The sequence below is a fragment of the Vibrio sp. G-C-1 genome, from assembly GCF_021728015.1.
Lineage (GTDB): Bacteria > Pseudomonadota > Gammaproteobacteria > Enterobacterales > Vibrionaceae > Vibrio > Vibrio splendidus.
Genome location: NZ_JAKKCR010000001.1, coordinates 150,989 through 166,933, shown reverse-complemented (window position 1 = coordinate 166,933; position 15,945 = coordinate 150,989). Strand labels below are relative to the sequence as shown.

The following is a 15,945-nucleotide window of genomic DNA, read 5'->3' as shown; positions in this document are numbered from 1 at the left end:
GTTATAGCCCCCTTTCCTTGATCCACTCTCGAACTTTAACGCCCGGTTCAAGACCATTAACACCAGAAGTTACGATGCGATCACCATCGTTCAACCCTGAAACAATATGGCGTTTTTCATCGATGATGATTGCGACATTTTCAACAATACCGTCGCTATTCACGCGCCACACAGAGACATCATCGCCATCAGTCATCATTGCTGATGTGGGAATTTTTGTGGCGGCCGCTAACGCTGAAACTAAATGAACTGTGCCTGACATACCCGGCAAAATACCAACATCGGTGGGTCTTTCCATTACCATGGTGACTTTGTACGACCCGGTTTTGGGATCCGCTTCAGTATCAACTTCTTGGAATGCTAAAGCGTAGGAGCTACCAGGGAAAGCATCAAAAACCATAGTTGCATCCGTCTCAAACCCTGAAGAAAAGCGCGTGATAAGTTGGTCGGGTAATAAGAATACGACTTTGAGGATTTGATTCGTTTGAATATTCATCACGCCTTGTTTGGCAGCGATATATTCATGGTTTTCAGCAGGAATGATGGAGATCGTACCATCGTAAGGCGCAACCAAAGTGGTATAACGTAGGTTGGCTTTTGCTTGGTTAAGCACCGCTTTAGCAGAATTATGATTAGCTTTCGCTTGGTCGAAGTCTTGCTCAGATACGACGCGATCTTTGCGCAACTTAATGGAACGTTGGTATTGAACATCGGCAAGCTTAAAGTTGGCTCTCGCTTGCTTCTCTAACAACTGATATTCGTCAGGATTAAGCGTTGCAAGCCCATCACCTTTGGTAACCTGTTGACCAGATGTGACATCGATAGTCTGAAGTAGCCCTGGAACACGAAATGCAAGTACTGCTTTGTCACCGGCTTCTGTAGTGGCAGGAAAGCTACGTTCAAAGGCATTACTACCGACGGAGACAGTGAAGAGTTTGGCGGGTCTAGAATCAGGTTCAGGTACGGGAGGAAGCTCCTTACCACACCCAGACAACCCAGCTAGGGCTGTCAATAGGACAACGGAGGCTCTATACATTAGTGATCATCCATAACTATAAATATTTTTATAACATAGATTAATCACATGTAACTTACCAGTTATCGTAAGATTTATTTAGACAAAATTATTAAAAAAAATAACGGCTTGGAATAAATTTTCCTAAACCGTTATCTAATGTTTTTCAGGTTTACCACTACATGTTCTTAAATGCGCGATCGACTTTGAAAGTATCCGAAGTCACATAAGCTTCCATATTGCGGACACTGGTCTCTAACTTCTGGAAATCACCCTCTAAAGTGCCCAGTAACGACTCTGCCGTTTGCCCTTTTTCCCAAGGTTTTTGCTTGAGCGTGTGCTCTTGTTTGGCCTTCATCTGATCGACATACTGAGGTGGTTGTTTTTCAAGCATAAATGTCAAAGCTACATACGCTAATAACACCAAAAAGCTACCACCAAGCAGTGCCGCCGAGATAACCAAGATGCGAACCAACCACATTTCAAGGCCAAAGTAGTTTGCTAACCCTGCGCACACTCCAGATAACTTACCGTTAATTGGGTCGCGATACAGTTCTCTACTCATAGTTTCGTCTCCAGCTTGGCGACTCCGCATCCAGTATTTTTTCCAGTGTTTTCACACGATCTTGCATGGATTCAGCTTGTGCAGAAAGCTTATGCAGACGATCAAGATCCGTTTCTGAAAGACCATTACTGGATTTCTTCTTGCTACGGTAATGTAAGAACAACCATAGCGGTGCCACAAAGATTAAAAAGACAATCAGTGGACCTGCAATTAGAAATGTTGACATAGACAACTCCTAAAATTATTTATCGCGGTTTTCAACTTGTTGCTTCAGTTTCGCCAGCTCTTTTTCAATTTCATCTTGAGCTTGTAGATCTGCAAATTCTTGGTCTAACGATTTTGCGTTACCTGTTTTGGCGTAAACATCTGCTTCAGCTTCTAATTCATCCACTTTACGCGAGAATTGCTCAAACTTCGCCATTGCTTCGTGGGTTTTGCTTGAATGCAGATGCTTTTGAACATCACGACGATTGCTTGCCGCATTATTACGAATCATTAATGCTTGCTGCTTCGCACGTGTTTCTGCGATTTTGGTTTCAAGCTTGCCAATCTCACTGGTCAGCTTTTCGATGGTTTCGTGAACCAAGGTTTGCTCTGTGTGAAGGCTTTTGATTATATCTTCAAGTTTTTGCTTTTCGATTAGCGCCGCTCTAGCTAAGTCTTCACGTTGTTTAGTCAGTGCTAGTGTCGCTTTGTTTTGCCAATCTAGAATCTGAGTTTCGATAGCTTCAACTTTACGTGCTAACTCTTTTTTATCTGCGATAGCTTTAGCGGAGTTAGTGCGAACCTCAACCAGCGTATCTTCCATTTCTTGGATAATCAGGCGAATCATCTTTTCAGGATCTTCAGCCTTGTCTAAAAGTGCACTGATGTTCGAATTTACAATGTCTGCAAAGCGAGAAAAAATACCCATGAGGAACTCCTTAATTACAATGATGGCAAATGTGCTTTAAAGCGTTATTCGATTTCTCAATCCACTTGCTCAAAAATTTACGTTTGTTGTTAAACCTACCATAAGTAATCCAAGTAGCGTGCCAACTTTTAAGCCATTTATTATCAGACACTTACAATAAAATGGTGATTAACCCGAACCATGCTATGATGAATTTAGCCAAGTATTGGTATTTTTCACCACTACGACTCTTATACTTAAGCTATTTACATGACGTGACTTAAATAAAGCTCTCTAAATCACATCCATCGGCGCTCAAATCGCACAAGGACCCGCTATGCAGCAGAACCTCATTGGTGAATCACCTAGCTTTCTCTCTGTTTTAGATAAAGTATCCCAACTCGCACCAATCGAAAGACCGATTCTGATCATTGGAGAGCGTGGAACGGGTAAAGAGCTCATAGCTCAAAGGCTGCATTACCTTTCAAGGCGATGGGATCAGCCGTTGATCTCACTTAATTGCTCAACGCTCAGTGAAGGTTTGATTGATTCAGAACTGTTTGGTCATGAATCGGGGTCCTTTACGGGTTCAAAAGGTCGTCATCAGGGTCGATTTGAAAGAGCGGAAGGTGGAACACTGTTTCTTGATGAGCTCGCGACCACGCCCCTAGCCGTTCAAGAGAAGCTATTGCGCGTTATTGAATACGGGCAGTATGAACGTGTCGGCGGACAAAAAGCTTTAAGTGCCAATGTAAGACTGGTTTGCGCGACCAACGCTGACTTGCCAGACATGGCATTAAGGGGCGAATTCAGAGCCGACTTATTGGACAGGCTCGCGTTTGACGTGATTACTATCCCCCCTCTTCGAGAGCGAAAAGAAGACATAACGCTGCTGGCAGAATACTACGCCATTAAGATGTGCCGTGAATTAGAATTGGAGTTGTTTGTTGGCTTTGCTCCGTCTGCCGTTGAGGCGCTGCTGGATTATTCATGGCCAGGGAATGTGCGAGAACTCAAGAACGTTATTGAGCGCGCAGTCTACCAGCATGGTAAAGACCCATATCCTATTGAATCTTTGGTGTTTAACCCATTCAAACCCGCATGGAAAATAGATCAAGATTCCACGCATGAAATTGGCAATGCGCCGTCCAACAGCCATACTTCATCAGAGAGCTCGTTTTCTTTGCCACTTGATTACAAAGCATGGCAAGAACAACAAGACATCAAGCTGCTCAATCAAGCCCTAAAACAGAGCAAGTACAACCAGAAACAAGCAGCAGAATTACTTGGATTAACCTACAACCAATTACGTGGAATGGTGAGGAAGTACGCGATTGTCGGACAAGCTAACGATAAATAGCTGTCAGCACTTGATTATTATTTGGAGCCGAATAAATAAAATGTTAAATTATCCGGATCTTGAGGCTCCTCTAACGCCTCGTTTCGAAAAGTATTTCTTTTTATGAAAGCACTAATAAGACTATCACTGAGCATCTGCACGCTGAGCTTTTTAGCTGGATGTGGTGAGAGTGTGAATCACGAGCAAATCCGTGAAAAAGGCTTTATTTATTGCGGCCAAGGTAATCCTAGTACTTTCAACCCACAACTGGTTGATAGTGGCATTACCTCAGAATCGCTGAGCCCTCAAATTTTCGATACACTGCTCACTCTTGATCCAATGACTTATCGACCAAAACAGAATTTGGCAACAAGCTGGTCTGTCGATAAATCGGGTACAGAGTACACTTTCAAACTGCGCCCTAATGTTGCGTTTCAAACCACAGATTGGTTTACCCCAACTCGCAGTATGAATGCACAAGATGTGGTCTTTAGTTTTGAGCGAATCATTGACAGTTCAAACCCATTTCATTATGTGGGCGGCGGCCTATACCCATGGTTTGCCGGTATCGACTTCCAAAACCTGATCATTAATATCACTGCGGTTGATGACCTGACGGTGAAATTCCAATTAAGTCGCCCAGACAATTCATTCCTCAACAATATCGCCACCAGCTATGCGGTCATTCATTCTAAAGAATATGCCAATAAACTCATTGCTACGGATGAAAAGAATGAAATAGACTCCAAGCCCGTTGGCACAGGTCCTTTCTACTTGGATGAATACCAAATCAATGATCTAGTTCGCTTGAAAAAGAACAAGCACTATTGGAAGGGTGACGTAGAAATGGACCAAGTTGTGTTTGATACTTCACAACGTGGGACAGGGACTCTTGCCAAGCTACTTCGTAGTGAGTGTGATGTATTGAACTCACCGATTTCTAGTCAGATTCCTATTATTCAAGCTCATGAAGAGTTGAAGATTTCCGCCACGCCTGCGGTTAATGTCTCTTTCATCGCCCTGAACACCGAGCACCCTGCACTGCGTGACTCACGAGTGCGCAAAGCGCTGAACTTGGCTATCAATCGTCAGAACATTCTTGATTCTGTTTATTACGGTACGGGCACGAAAGCCTACACTCTCTTGCCACCGACCTCTTGGGCTTACCAAAAAGACAGCGTTCAAGTTCGCTATGACCGCAACTACGCAGTTGCGCTTCTTAAAGAAGCCGGGGTAGAACCTGGGCTAGAACTTTCAATGTGGGTGCCATTAGAGCCAAGAGCCTACAACCCAAGCCCAAGGAAAACGGCAGAATTAATCCAAGCAAATCTAGCTGATATTGGTATCGAACTTAAGCTCTATACCGACGACCGATTTGATCGTACACAGCTATCATCCATTTCCTCAACAGACTTGTTGCTCACAGGTTGGATCGGCAATACGGGCGACCCAGACAACTTCTTGCGTCCGCTTCTTTCATGTAGCTCAGAGCGCGCAGGATTAAACGTCTCTATGTGGTGTAACTCTGACTTTGATTTCCTTCTCGACTTAGCATTAGAGATCAATCAACAAAGGCACCGAGTGAACTTGTATCGACAAGCCCAAAACATTCTCAATGAAGAAGTTCCTGTGATTCCTCTCGCTCATGGCGTGCAATTCCGCGTGCACGATCGTTCGCTAAGTGGCTTTAAGCAGAGCCCGTTCAATGCTCAACCTTTTGATCAAGTCAGAAGAGAGGTGCAGTGATGTTTTGGTATACATTAAGACGTGTAAACTTATTCATTATCACACTGGGGATCCTGACGTTAGTGGGGTTCGCTCTGCTTCGACTAGACCAAACCTCACCTTGGGCGATTCAAGACTTTTGGCCCGGTTGGCTTAGCTATATCACAGAATTATCGACACTGAACTTTGGCTTGAGCAAGCACGGAGCGCCTATCATCGATGAGCTTGTCGTGGTATTCCCTGCAACGTTAGAACTGTGTTTCTTTGCTTTTGTGCTTGCGCTGTTTATCGGCATCCCTTTCGGCACTATTGCTGGCATGAGACAGGGCAAGTTTGTCGATACCACCATATCGTTTACTTCAATGGCCGGTTACTCTGCACCTATATTTTGGGTCGCACTACTGATGATCATGGTGTTTTCGTTGCACTTTGAGATGTTCCCAGTTGGTGGGCGATACGACCTGCTTTACGAAATCGAACACGTCACTGGCTTCGCTATAATTGATGCCTTTTTTGCTGAGGGTCGTTATCGAGCACACGCACTGCAAAGTGTTATCGAACATATGGCGTTACCTTGTCTTGTATTGGCACTCGCCCCAACGACTCAGGTAATTCGACTGATGAGAGCGTCAGTGGCTGAAGTGATGACTCAAAACTACATCCGCGCCGCACGAATTAAAGGGCTTTCAACAAGAGAGATCGTCACGCAGCACGTGTTAAGAAATGCGATACCACCGATTATTCCTAAGGTCGGCGTTCAACTATCAAGTATGTTAACGCTCGCTATTATTACCGAGTCTATCTTTAACTGGCCGGGTATTGGCCGCTGGTTATTGGATGCTTTATCTAATCAAGATTACGTTTCAATTCAAGCTGGCGTAATAGTGGTAGCAACCTTGGTTTTGACCGCAAACATTCTGTCCGATCTATTGGGCGCGATGGTCAATCCACTGGTAAGGAAGGAATGGTATGCTAACAAATAACGTCTACCAAGAAGAGCAGATTCCAACCCAGTTCGAGCGTTTCTGGCGCAGCTTCCGTGGCAATAATCTCGCTATGTTTGGACTGTGGTGTTTGGCCTTGATCATTCTAATCACCGTCACTTCACCATGGCTAGCTCCGCATGATGCTCAAGAACAAACGGGACATCTGTTAACCCCACCCTCTTGGGATCCCTCAGGAACTGTTGAGTATTTCTTAGGTACCGATGACTTAGGCCGAGATATTCTTTCTCGTCTGATTATCGGCTCTCAGCTGACGTTTGGTGCCGCGGTTGTGATTACCTTTATCGCAGCAGTCATTGGTTGCCTGATTGGCGTACTTGCGGGGATGACTCGTGGATTACTATCAAGCACGCTAAACCACCTGCTTGATACCGTTATGTCGATTCCGTCTCTGTTACTAGCAATTATCTTCGTGGCATTTCTTGGTTTTGGCGAGTTTAATATATTGCTTGCCTTATGTTTAGCATTGATTCCACGCTTTATTCGTTCGGTATATATTGCCGTGCACGCTGAAGTAGAAAAAGACTATATTTTGGCTTCTCGCCTCGATGGTGCGAACGACTTCTACCTGTTATGGAATTCAATACTTCCTAATATTCTTACCGTGGTGGCACTTGAAATTACGCTGGCATTGTCAGTCGCCATTCTTGATATCACGGCTTTGGGTTTCTTAGGGCTTGGCGCTCAAGCACCAAGTACCGAATGGGGCTCAATCTTGGGTGACTCTGTAGAGCTGATTTACCTCGCACCATGGACAGTAACCCTACCCGGTTTAGCCATTATGTTTACAGTGATCGTGATTAATCTCGTCGGTGAAGGTGTTCGCCAAGCGCTAAATGCAGGAATCGAATAATGCCTTTACTTGATATTCGACATCTAACCATCGAGATTGAGACCCCTCAAGGGATGGTTAAAGCCGTTGATAGAATGAGTCTTACCCTCAATGAAGGGGAAATTCGCGGCTTAGTAGGTGAGTCAGGCTCAGGCAAGAGCTTAGTTGCAAAAGCGATCGTCGGAGTATGTAAAGAAAACTGGAAGGTTTCTGCAGACCGAATGCGCCTTGGCAACATCGACCTCCTGCAACTGACACCCAAAGAACGACGCCGAGTTATTGCTCGTGATATCGCGATGATCTTTCAAGAGCCATCCTCCTGCCTTGATCCATCGGAAAAAGTGGGCCATCAGCTGATTGAAGCGATTCCTTCCTATTCGTTTGAAGGTCGGTGGTGGCAGAGATTCAAATGGCGTAAGAAGCAGGCCATCGCTCTACTGCACAAAGTCGGTATTAAAGATCACTCTCGTCTTATGGACAGTTACTCTTATGAGTTGACTGATGGTGAGTGTCAAAAAGTTATGATCGCCATGGCGATCGCAGCCAAACCAAAAATCTTGATCGCTGATGAACCAACCAACGATCTAGATCCGATTACACAGTCTCAAATATTGCGTCTGTTGAGTCGTATGAATCAGATCAATAACACGACCATCGTGCTGATCGGCCATGACTTAACCACCATTACCCAATGGGCAACTCGCATTACCGTTATGTACTGTGGTCAGTCTGTGGAATCAGCGGATACGCAGAAGCTGTTAGATGCACCTAAACACCCATATACCGTCGCTCTACTGAAAGCGATGCCTGACTTTAACGACTGGATTCCTCATAAAGAGAAGCTACAGTCTTTGCCAGGTTCAATCCCTCCGTTGCAGCACCTTCCTATTGGTTGTCGACTAGGACCACGTTGCCCGTATGCGCAAAGGCAATGTGTTGAGATTCCTTATACCAAACGAATCAAAAACCATAAGTTCAATTGTCACTTCCCTCTTAATATGGAGAAGAAAAAGAAATCATGAGTGCATTATTAGAAGTCATTGATTTATCTAAAGACTTTACGACTCGCTCTGGTCTTTTCCGTAAAAAGATTCATCAGGCAGTGAAACCAGTAAGCTTTTCGCTTGAGGCAGGACAGACGATTGGTTTTATCGGTCAGAATGGTTCAGGAAAGTCGACATTAGCAAGAATGCTAGCGGGCATGGTAGAGCCAACTGCGGGCGAGATTCTTGTGAACGGTGAAAAGCTAGAGCACAAGGATTACTCGACTCGCTGTAAGCTGATTCGAATGATCTTCCAAGATCCGAACACCTCGCTTAACCCGCGTATTCAGATTGGTCGAATTCTTGAAGGTCCATTAAAGCGAAACACCAATATGCCACCAGAAGCCCGTATGCGTCGTGTGAAAGACACCCTGTTGCGTGTGGGCCTTCTACCGGAACATGCTTACTTCTACCCGCAGATGCTGGCTGCAGGCCAAAAACAAAGGGTTTGTTTGGCTCGTGCGTTAATCCTTCAACCATCAATCATTGTTGCAGACGAAGCGTTGAATGGTTTGGACATGGCAATGCGCTCGCAAATCATCAACCTGTTCTTAGAGTTACAAGAAGAGATGGGCGTATCGTTCGTTTATGTATCTCAACACCTCGGTATTGTTAAACACATTACCGACAAAATCATCGTCATGCACGAAGGCAATGTGGTTGAGAGTGGGGAAACAGATCAAGTGTTAACCAATCCAACTCACCAAATCACCCAAAGATTGGTTGAGAGCCATTTCTCCAAAGCGCCGAACCACTAATCTCGAATCACGCTACGTTCAACAAAGGGGAAAGGTATGTTTTTAAGAGCTTCAATGCTTCCCCTTTTGTTGGCGCTGTTTTCCTTTAACGCAGCAAGCACACCCCTCACCTGGCTAGATAGAAGCTTCGTCGAAACTGCCTTTTATAACGTCGCACTTCAACACGAATATTCCCAAGGCAACAAGCCACTCGCTAAATGGAAACAACCGATCAAGATATGGGTTGATCATCGAGTGGGCGATGAAGAATTGCATCAAGAGCTCACAGAGCTTCATATCCGACACTTATCCGAAGTCACTCAGCACCCGATAACAATCGTCAACAAAGAGTCTGAAGCGAACGTAAAATGGATATACACGAGGCAAAGTCAGTGGGTATCTGAGTCGAAATCAGTACTCAAACTCAAATCAACTGAGCATTTAAACAACGCTATTTGCACGGCGGGTTATCGAACAAATTCTAAAGGTGAGATTGTTTACGCTGGGATTGTTATTCCCATTGATCAAGCAAGATCGCGAGGTAAGCTCGTCGCCTGTATCGTGGAAGAAATCACACAGGTTTTAGGCCTGCCGAATGATTCAGATAAAGCCTACCCTTCTATTTTTAATGACCATACGCCAGAAGACTTATTGTCACCCTTAGATGTGGTGCTACTAAAGCTACTGTATGAGCCAGAATTGAAAGCTGGAATGACAAAATCTGAAGTAAAACCTATTGTTCGAAAGATACTAAAGCAATACAGCGAAACTGGCGTGCTCCAACAAGCTTCAAAAGCCGCGCAGCAAGCACCGTTGTATCAGTTAATTGGGTACTAATGGAATAACTGACTGCACACAGAAATATTGAATACTAACGGAATGATCGAGTACTAACGGAATAACTAACCACGAACAGGAATATTGAGGGCTAACGGAAGAATTGAGTACTAGCGGAAATAGGCAGGGACGTTACTTCGTTTTTCTGAACAGCTTAGATGGGAAAATAGAATGATAGCGCTGCCTAAGAAAAGACAACGCTGACTTACCATGTAACGATATAACACTGTTACGAAAGCACTAGCGCTTAGCAGCTTGCTTTTTCAATTCGAAGTCGAATTCATCCGGGAACAAGATAACACCTTCTTCCTGTTCGTTCGGGAACACAACCACTGCAAGCTCGTCGTCTTCTAGACCGTTAGTCCAACGGCTGTGCCATTTGTTCAACGAGATAGACTCAGCTTTACACTCAGACCAATCACCCGTAGCCCAAGATTCAGCAAACTCTTGATTTGGCCATACTGGAACACAGTCTTCATCTTCTGTGTTAAGCATTACACAACCGTGTTCATCGGTTAAGATCCATACTTCACGGTTCGCTACGATTTCTTTCACACAGTACTTTAGGCGTTGCTCGCCCGTATACTTATTGATTTCAGCGATTTTTTTATCGTCTAGCTGTGTAGTCATCTTAATTTCCTACTTTAGTCAGTAACTTTGCTCTTAAAGCTATTTTATGCCGAGAGCTTTTAACTTCAAACATTTTCGATGAAGAAGAAAATCTACTTCAAAGAAAAACGCCTGCTAAATTAGCAGGCGTTTATAATTAAGCGACTTGATTAAACAAGCTCACCCTGTAACCAAGGCCAGCCTTGCTTCTTACGGCTTAATGTATTTTCCATCATTAATACGCCGTCTTTCTCGTGCTTAACCAGTTTATCAGCCCACTCGCCTTTGTATAGAAGGTGAGTTTGCGCAGTAGTGATGTCTGTTAGCATTACCGCAGCAAATGCTAGACCGTCCTTCTCACAACGTTCTTCAAGATCCGCTTCTAGCGCTTCAATCATGCCATCTACTTGCTCAAGAGTCGCAAGCTCAACTTGACCAACAACAACATCACGACCGTTGAATGGGTAGCCTTTAAGGTCTTTTTCTACTAGTTGTGCAGCAGATAGGCCTTCGATGTTTGTCTTAGCGATTAGAAGCGCTTTGATGAATGCATCAATGTCAGTCACGCCAGCGATTTCAGCAAGCTCAGCAACCGCGTCTTTGTCTTTTTGAGTACATGTTGGAGAAGCAAAACCAACTGTGTCTGAAAGAATTGCAGACATCATCAGTTTAGCGATTTGTTGAGAGATAGAGTGACCTTCAATCTTGAACATGTTGAAAAGTACAGTATTTGTACAACCAACAGGCCAGATCCAAGCTTCCATAGGGTTAACTGTCATCGCGTCACCTAAACGGTGGTGATCGACAATACCTACGATCTCAGCTTCAGCAACATCGTCCGGTGCTTGTGCTAGATCTGAGTAATCTACTAGCCAGATTTTTTCACCAGCAACAGAAGTACGAAGTTCTGGTTTTTCAGCACCAGCAACTTCTAGAATGTGTTGAGTTTCGCGGTTGATCTCGCCTTGGCGAATTGGTGTCGCTTCCTCGCCACGAGCTTTAAGAAGCTCTGTTGCAACTAACGCACTACAAATACTGTCACTATCAGGGTTTTTGTGACCAACAACTAAAATCATGTTTCTTCCTATTACACTAACAATTATGACTCTACCTTTAGAGCCTCTCTTTATTAGCCATACTTTACCTCATTTTTTCAGGTTGGTCATGTTTCGTAGGTTTAGCCAATGGTAACAATAGATAAAAAAACAACAAATGCAATTGATAATTATTATCATTCGTATATATTTATCTTAAGCCACTAATTTTGAGTAACACCTATGGATCGACTAATCTCTTTTTTGCCAAGCAGTAGCGCTGCGAAAACAACTCAGTTTTCACTGTCATTTAAGCGCCTGCTTTTACCTATCTCACTTGCAGCTTTAGTTATGGCGCCTGCCACGCGAGAATTGACGGTCACTACCTTGTCAGACGCCTTTTGGGCCGTGTCTTGTTATGTTGCTTTAACCTTAGCGATTTACCACGGGTTAAGCCTGTATATCAACAAAGATAATGTCTTCAACAAGCTCGTCCATCAATCCCGTTCAAACCAAGTTGTATTCGCTGCACTTATGGGGGCGCTACCCGGCTGTGGCGGTGCGATCGTGGTGACCACACAATTTATCTCGGGCAAGCTCGGATTCGGCGCAGTTGTTGCTGTGCTCGTCTCAACCATGGGTGATGCGGCCTTCCTGCTCATTGCAAGCGAACCCAAGACTGGTTTAGCCATGATGGCGATGGGCGTGATTGTCGGAACTGCGTCAGGTCGAATCATTAACTTGTTTCACGCAGACGACTTCTTGCGCCCAAAAAAATCAGAGAAAAATGAAGCGGTGAGCAGCTGTGCTTCTCAATCTCTAGACAAAGAAGCAGTATCGAAAAAAGCGATCAACCTGCAAGGCTATCTATGGTCTGTACTCATTATTCCAGGTGCTGCGGTTGCCCTACTTGGTTCTTTTCAAGTGGATGTGAATGAGTTGCTCGCTTTGCCCGAAATGTCGATGGAATGGGCAGGCACTATTTTGCTGATTAGCTCGATGTTTCTATGGGGTCTCACCCGTGAAATTGAAGATTACAAATCAGCCGTAAGTGAAGACGAGAAATGTGTAGGCTCTCATCCACTACAAAAAACGGCTCAAGATACTAACTTCGTTACTGCATGGGTGGTGGTTGCTTTTCTTTTCTTCGAATTTGGCTCTGTAATAGCAAATGTCGATTTTGCGACGCTATTCTCAAGCTGGGGCATGATGCTCCCCCTGGCGGGAGTGTTGATGGGCTTGCTACCGGGGTGTGGTCCGCAATTGCTGGTCACTAGCCTATACCTTTCTGGTGCACTGCCACTGTCAGCTCAGGTAGGTAACGCAATTTCTAATGACGGTGATGCGCTATTCCCCGCGATTGCGATGGCACCGAAAGCGGCTCTTGTCGCGACCTTATATTCCAGTGTGCCCGCTTTGATTTGTGCCTACGGTTATTGGTTTATGTTCGAACTTTAGGCTTACGTTCGAAGCTTAGGTTTATAATTGAAGCTTAGGTTTACAATTGAAACTTAAGTTTATATCCGAGGCTTAAGCTTTTATTCAAGGTTTTAGCTTTACTCCATAGGTTTCTATTAGGTCGGTACTTTGTATCGGCCTTTTTGTTTCCGTCTGCCTAAGCCCTTACAACAGGTTCTTTGTACATTCCCTTTATGCACATGCACATGCTTCTACAGCCTACCTCAAACAGCACGTTACAGCTGGTCTCAAAAACGCCCCTCTTGGCGCTATTACAATGCTTAGTTAGAAATCCCAACACGTACAATAGAAAAACAAAAAGCCCCTGTAAGAGTACTTACAGGGGCTTTAATTCAAGCTTTAGTCTTGGTTCTTAAGTACAAGACTTAAGAAACTTCGATTGGGCCGCCGAATGAAGTTACTGGAGGCAGTTTGCCTTGGAACTTCTCGAAGTTAACCAAACATGTGTTTGCTGACGTTGCTTGAGCAAGTTCAGACGTACCGATGTCTTGAGTGAGTGTGTTTGGATCGCCGTATGTATCTAGCGCACCCACTTTCTCGTTGATCGGGCCGTACCAAGCACCTTCTTCGATACGAACAACACCAGGAGCGTAGCTATCCATTAGAACAGCACCTGCTAGTAGTTGACCACGGTCGTTGAACACACGTACTACATCGCCATCTTTGATGCCTTTCTTCTTAGCATCGACTGGGTTGATGTAGATAGGCTCACGGCCTTGTACCGCGTAAGTCGCACGCCACTCTTCAGATTCACACATCTGAGAGTGAAGACGCTTGTCTGGGTGACAAGATTGTAGCCAGTACGGGTGTTTGTCAGAGCCTGGACCACCATGTGAACGTTCAGATTTCTCGAACCACATTGGGTGTTCTTGACAGTGCTCGTAACCCATGTTGCCAACAGTACGGCTTGTGATTTCGATGAAACCAGAAGGAGTACCTAGTGCGTTGATCTCTGGATCTTCACGGAATGAAGCGTGACGAGTCCAAGGCTTACCTTTACCGAAGTCTAGGAAACCTTTTTCCCAGAACTCAGCAAACTCAGGCATTTCGAACTTGCCTTCGTTTTCCGCGCGACATTCGTCATACAGAGATTTAACCCACTGCATTTCATCCATACCACGCGTGTAATCGTCGTAACGGCCCCAACGCTTAGTTAGGCTAGACATGATCTCGAAGTCAGTTTTAGACTGGAACAGAGGATCCACTAGTTTGTGCATCGCGATCAAACCACGGCCAGAGTACGCGCCGTAACCATCAATATCGTTACGCTCCCACTGAGTACATGCTGGAAGCACGATATCAGAGTGACGACAAGTTGCAGTCCAAGCGAAATCAACAGCCACTACAGTTTGTAGACTCTTGAATGCTTTACGCATCTTGTTGCGATCTTGGTGGTGGTGCCACGGGTTGTTACCACTAAATACCATCATCTTAATGTCTGGTAGCGTTACAGTAGAACCGTTCGCTTTGATCTTCTTACCTGGTTCAAGCAAGCTATCAACCCAACGAGCTACTGGAATTACGCGGCTGTAACCGTTGTAATCTGTATTCGTGTGTTTAGGTGATTGACCTTGGTCGATGTTCAACGGGAAAGAACCCGGAGCAGCGAAACCAGTTGAAGATACACCGATACCTGAGTAGTGGTGACCGTAAGAGATACCACCGCCCGGAAGACCAATTTGGCCAACCATTGCTGCGATAACTGCACACATCCAGTAAGGCTGTTCACCGTGCTCTTGACGTTGGATACTCCAACCAACAAGAATCTGCGTACGCCCGTTAACCAGCATCTTAGCGAATTCACGGATAGAGTCCGCGCTTGCGCCACAGATAGCCGAAGCCCACTCTGGTGTCTTCTCAACTTTATCTTTCGTTTCACCTTGAACGTACTTGATGAAGTCTTCAAAACCTAGACAGTAAGTTTCGATGAACTTCTTGTCGTATAGGCCTTCGTTGTAAAGAACGTGAGCAACACCAAGCATGAACGCCACATCAGTTTGTGGGTTGATGTACATCTGCTCGTTTTCTAGGTAACGGCCTGTTTTGTTTTGAACAGGGTCAACAGAAACAACGTTGATCTCTTTCTTAGCAACTTTCTCTTTCAGCTGTTCTAGGTATGCGAACGACTCGTGAGTCTCACATGTCCAACCTACTTGAAGGTTTTTAACTGGATCGTTACCCCAAAGAACAATGTTGTCACTGTTTTCTAGGATAAGTTCCCAAGATGTACCTTGTGCGTAAACTTCAGTTGAACCTAGCACGTAAGGCATGATCGTTTGACCAGCACCTGTTGAGTAGTCACCGATTTTCTTCACAGAGTAACCGTGAAGTGCCATTGCACGTTGCATGTGGTTAGTACAGCTGTGGAACTGACCCGTTTGTCTCCAACCAGTTTGACCCGTGTGAAGTGCCCATGGACCGTAATCTTTCTGTACGCGCTCTAGTTCGCGGTAAACAAGGTCTAGTGCCTCATCCCAAGTCACACGAATAAAGCGGTTGTTACCACGCGTGTCTGCGCTGTATTTATGCTTCTTCAACCAATCTAGGCGAACCATAGGGTAACGCACACGTGATGGGCTGTAGATAATACCTTTAATACCTTTCAACATCTCAGTTGGGTGTTGATCGATTTCTAGAGGTTTAATTTCTTGCACTTTACCCGCGTAAACGCGAGCTCGGAATGCACCCCAGTGAGAACCAGAGACTTTCCACGCGCCGTCTGTTTCTGCAGCAGACGCTGATGCCGACGCCAATAAGCTTGGACCGATAACCGATGCCGCACTTGTAGTAGCGACACCTTTCAGAAAACTTCTTCTTGTAATTGCCATTGTGTT

The 15,945-nt window shown here is 44.9% G+C and carries 15 protein-coding genes; 8 read left to right on the top strand and 7 right to left on the bottom strand.

Annotated elements, in window-relative coordinates; translation table 11 throughout:
* Window position 1: 1 nt before the first annotated feature.
* The 4 genes from L3V36_RS00755 to pspA all read right to left on the bottom strand — a co-directional run bounded on the left by L3V36_RS00755 (window position 2) and on the right by pspA (window position 2,493).
* A complete protein-coding gene (locus tag L3V36_RS00755) occupies window positions 2-1,036 on the bottom strand; it encodes an efflux RND transporter periplasmic adaptor subunit (RefSeq protein ID WP_017086192.1) in 1,035 nt (344 codons plus the stop codon).
* 157 nt (window positions 1,037-1,193) lie between these two features.
* Window positions 1,194-1,580, bottom strand: a complete 387-nt coding sequence (gene pspC / locus L3V36_RS00750; RefSeq protein WP_029405870.1) for an envelope stress response membrane protein PspC — start codon at window positions 1,578-1,580, stop codon at window positions 1,194-1,196.
* Window positions 1,573-1,806, bottom strand: a complete 234-nt coding sequence (gene pspB / locus L3V36_RS00745) for an envelope stress response membrane protein PspB (RefSeq protein ID WP_029224500.1) — start codon at window positions 1,804-1,806, stop codon at window positions 1,573-1,575. The genes pspC and pspB overlap by 8 nt, the downstream gene beginning before the upstream one ends.
* Window positions 1,807-1,821: 15 nt before the next feature.
* The gene (pspA, locus tag L3V36_RS00740; RefSeq protein WP_004734604.1) at window positions 1,822-2,493 is read right to left on the bottom strand and encodes a phage shock protein PspA; all 672 of its coding nucleotides are present in this window, start codon (window positions 2,491-2,493) and stop codon (window positions 1,822-1,824) included.
* 316 nt (window positions 2,494-2,809) lie between these two features.
* Between pspA and pspF the strand changes: the two genes are divergently transcribed.
* The 7 genes from pspF to L3V36_RS00705 all read left to right on the top strand — a co-directional run bounded on the left by pspF (window position 2,810) and on the right by L3V36_RS00705 (window position 9,989).
* Window positions 2,810-3,832 (top strand): phage shock protein operon transcriptional activator, encoded by a 1,023-nt coding sequence (gene pspF / locus L3V36_RS00735; RefSeq protein WP_004734603.1) that lies wholly within the window; start codon window positions 2,810-2,812, stop codon window positions 3,830-3,832.
* A 102-nt stretch (window positions 3,833-3,934) separates the two neighbouring features.
* A complete protein-coding gene (gene sapA / locus L3V36_RS00730; RefSeq protein WP_208774030.1) occupies window positions 3,935-5,557 on the top strand; it encodes an ABC transporter substrate-binding protein SapA in 1,623 nt (540 codons plus the stop codon).
* On the top strand, window positions 5,557-6,519 hold the full coding sequence (locus L3V36_RS00725) for an ABC transporter permease subunit (protein ID WP_004734601.1): 963 nt from the start codon (window positions 5,557-5,559) through the stop codon (window positions 6,517-6,519). Before sapA ends, L3V36_RS00725 begins: the two co-directional genes overlap by 1 nt.
* Window positions 6,506-7,393 carry a putrescine export ABC transporter permease SapC gene (sapC, locus tag L3V36_RS00720; RefSeq protein ID WP_017078998.1) on the top strand — a complete coding sequence of 296 codons (888 nt, stop codon included), beginning with the start codon at window positions 6,506-6,508 and terminating at the stop codon, window positions 7,391-7,393. Before L3V36_RS00725 ends, sapC begins: the two co-directional genes overlap by 14 nt.
* A complete protein-coding gene (locus L3V36_RS00715; RefSeq protein WP_102447029.1) occupies window positions 7,393-8,394 on the top strand; it encodes an oligopeptide/dipeptide ABC transporter ATP-binding protein in 1,002 nt (333 codons plus the stop codon). The genes sapC and L3V36_RS00715 overlap by 1 nt, the downstream gene beginning before the upstream one ends.
* The gene (locus L3V36_RS00710) at window positions 8,391-9,173 is read left to right on the top strand and encodes an ATP-binding cassette domain-containing protein (protein WP_017078996.1); all 783 of its coding nucleotides are present in this window, start codon (window positions 8,391-8,393) and stop codon (window positions 9,171-9,173) included. The genes L3V36_RS00715 and L3V36_RS00710 overlap by 4 nt, the downstream gene beginning before the upstream one ends.
* A gap of 36 nt (window positions 9,174-9,209) precedes the next feature.
* Window positions 9,210-9,989, top strand: coding sequence for a DUF2927 domain-containing protein (locus L3V36_RS00705; RefSeq protein ID WP_208774028.1), 780 nt, complete (start codon window positions 9,210-9,212; stop codon window positions 9,987-9,989).
* A gap of 240 nt (window positions 9,990-10,229) precedes the next feature.
* On the opposite strand, the gene L3V36_RS00700 is transcribed toward L3V36_RS00705, so the two are convergent.
* Both L3V36_RS00700 and L3V36_RS00695 read right to left on the bottom strand, forming a co-directional pair.
* Window positions 10,230-10,619, bottom strand: a complete 390-nt coding sequence (locus L3V36_RS00700; protein ID WP_004734596.1) for a DUF2750 domain-containing protein — start codon at window positions 10,617-10,619, stop codon at window positions 10,230-10,232.
* A 149-nt stretch (window positions 10,620-10,768) separates the two neighbouring features.
* Window positions 10,769-11,674: a manganese-dependent inorganic pyrophosphatase gene (locus L3V36_RS00695; protein WP_017086200.1), complete on the bottom strand. Its 906-nt coding sequence runs from the start codon at window positions 11,672-11,674 to the stop codon at window positions 10,769-10,771.
* Window positions 11,675-11,875: 201 nt separating this feature from the next.
* Here L3V36_RS00695 and L3V36_RS00690 point away from each other — a divergent pair, with 201 nt between their 5' ends.
* Window positions 11,876-13,090 (top strand): putative manganese transporter, encoded by a 1,215-nt coding sequence (locus L3V36_RS00690; protein WP_208774026.1) that lies wholly within the window; start codon window positions 11,876-11,878, stop codon window positions 13,088-13,090.
* A 386-nt stretch (window positions 13,091-13,476) separates the two neighbouring features.
* On the opposite strand, the gene torA is transcribed toward L3V36_RS00690, so the two are convergent.
* Window positions 13,477-15,939 (bottom strand): trimethylamine-N-oxide reductase TorA, encoded by a 2,463-nt coding sequence (torA, locus tag L3V36_RS00685; protein WP_004734593.1) that lies wholly within the window; start codon window positions 15,937-15,939, stop codon window positions 13,477-13,479.
* Window positions 15,940-15,945 lie beyond the last annotated feature (6 nt).

Coding starts and splice junctions, on each gene's coding strand:
- sapA (WP_208774030.1), top strand. CDS start 3,935: ATGAAAGCACTAATAAGACTATCACTGAGCATCTGCACGCTGAGCTTT.
- sapC (WP_017078998.1), top strand. CDS start 6,506: ATGCTAACAAATAACGTCTACCAAGAAGAGCAGATTCCAACCCAGTTC.
- L3V36_RS00705 (WP_208774028.1), top strand. CDS start 9,210: ATGTTTTTAAGAGCTTCAATGCTTCCCCTTTTGTTGGCGCTGTTTTCC.
- torA (WP_004734593.1), bottom strand. CDS start 15,939: ATGGCAATTACAAGAAGAAGTTTTCTGAAAGGTGTCGCTACTACAAGT.
- L3V36_RS00755 (WP_017086192.1), bottom strand. CDS start 1,036: ATGTATAGAGCCTCCGTTGTCCTATTGACAGCCCTAGCTGGGTTGTCT.
- pspB (WP_029224500.1), bottom strand. CDS start 1,806: ATGTCAACATTTCTAATTGCAGGTCCACTGATTGTCTTTTTAATCTTT.
- pspC (WP_029405870.1), bottom strand. CDS start 1,580: ATGAGTAGAGAACTGTATCGCGACCCAATTAACGGTAAGTTATCTGGA.
- L3V36_RS00690 (WP_208774026.1), top strand. CDS start 11,876: ATGGATCGACTAATCTCTTTTTTGCCAAGCAGTAGCGCTGCGAAAACA.
- pspA (WP_004734604.1), bottom strand. CDS start 2,493: ATGGGTATTTTTTCTCGCTTTGCAGACATTGTAAATTCGAACATCAGT.
- L3V36_RS00710 (WP_017078996.1), top strand. CDS start 8,391: ATGAGTGCATTATTAGAAGTCATTGATTTATCTAAAGACTTTACGACT.
- L3V36_RS00725 (WP_004734601.1), top strand. CDS start 5,557: ATGTTTTGGTATACATTAAGACGTGTAAACTTATTCATTATCACACTG.
- pspF (WP_004734603.1), top strand. CDS start 2,810: ATGCAGCAGAACCTCATTGGTGAATCACCTAGCTTTCTCTCTGTTTTA.
- L3V36_RS00695 (WP_017086200.1), bottom strand. CDS start 11,674: ATGATTTTAGTTGTTGGTCACAAAAACCCTGATAGTGACAGTATTTGT.
- L3V36_RS00700 (WP_004734596.1), bottom strand. CDS start 10,619: ATGACTACACAGCTAGACGATAAAAAAATCGCTGAAATCAATAAGTAT.
- L3V36_RS00715 (WP_102447029.1), top strand. CDS start 7,393: ATGCCTTTACTTGATATTCGACATCTAACCATCGAGATTGAGACCCCT.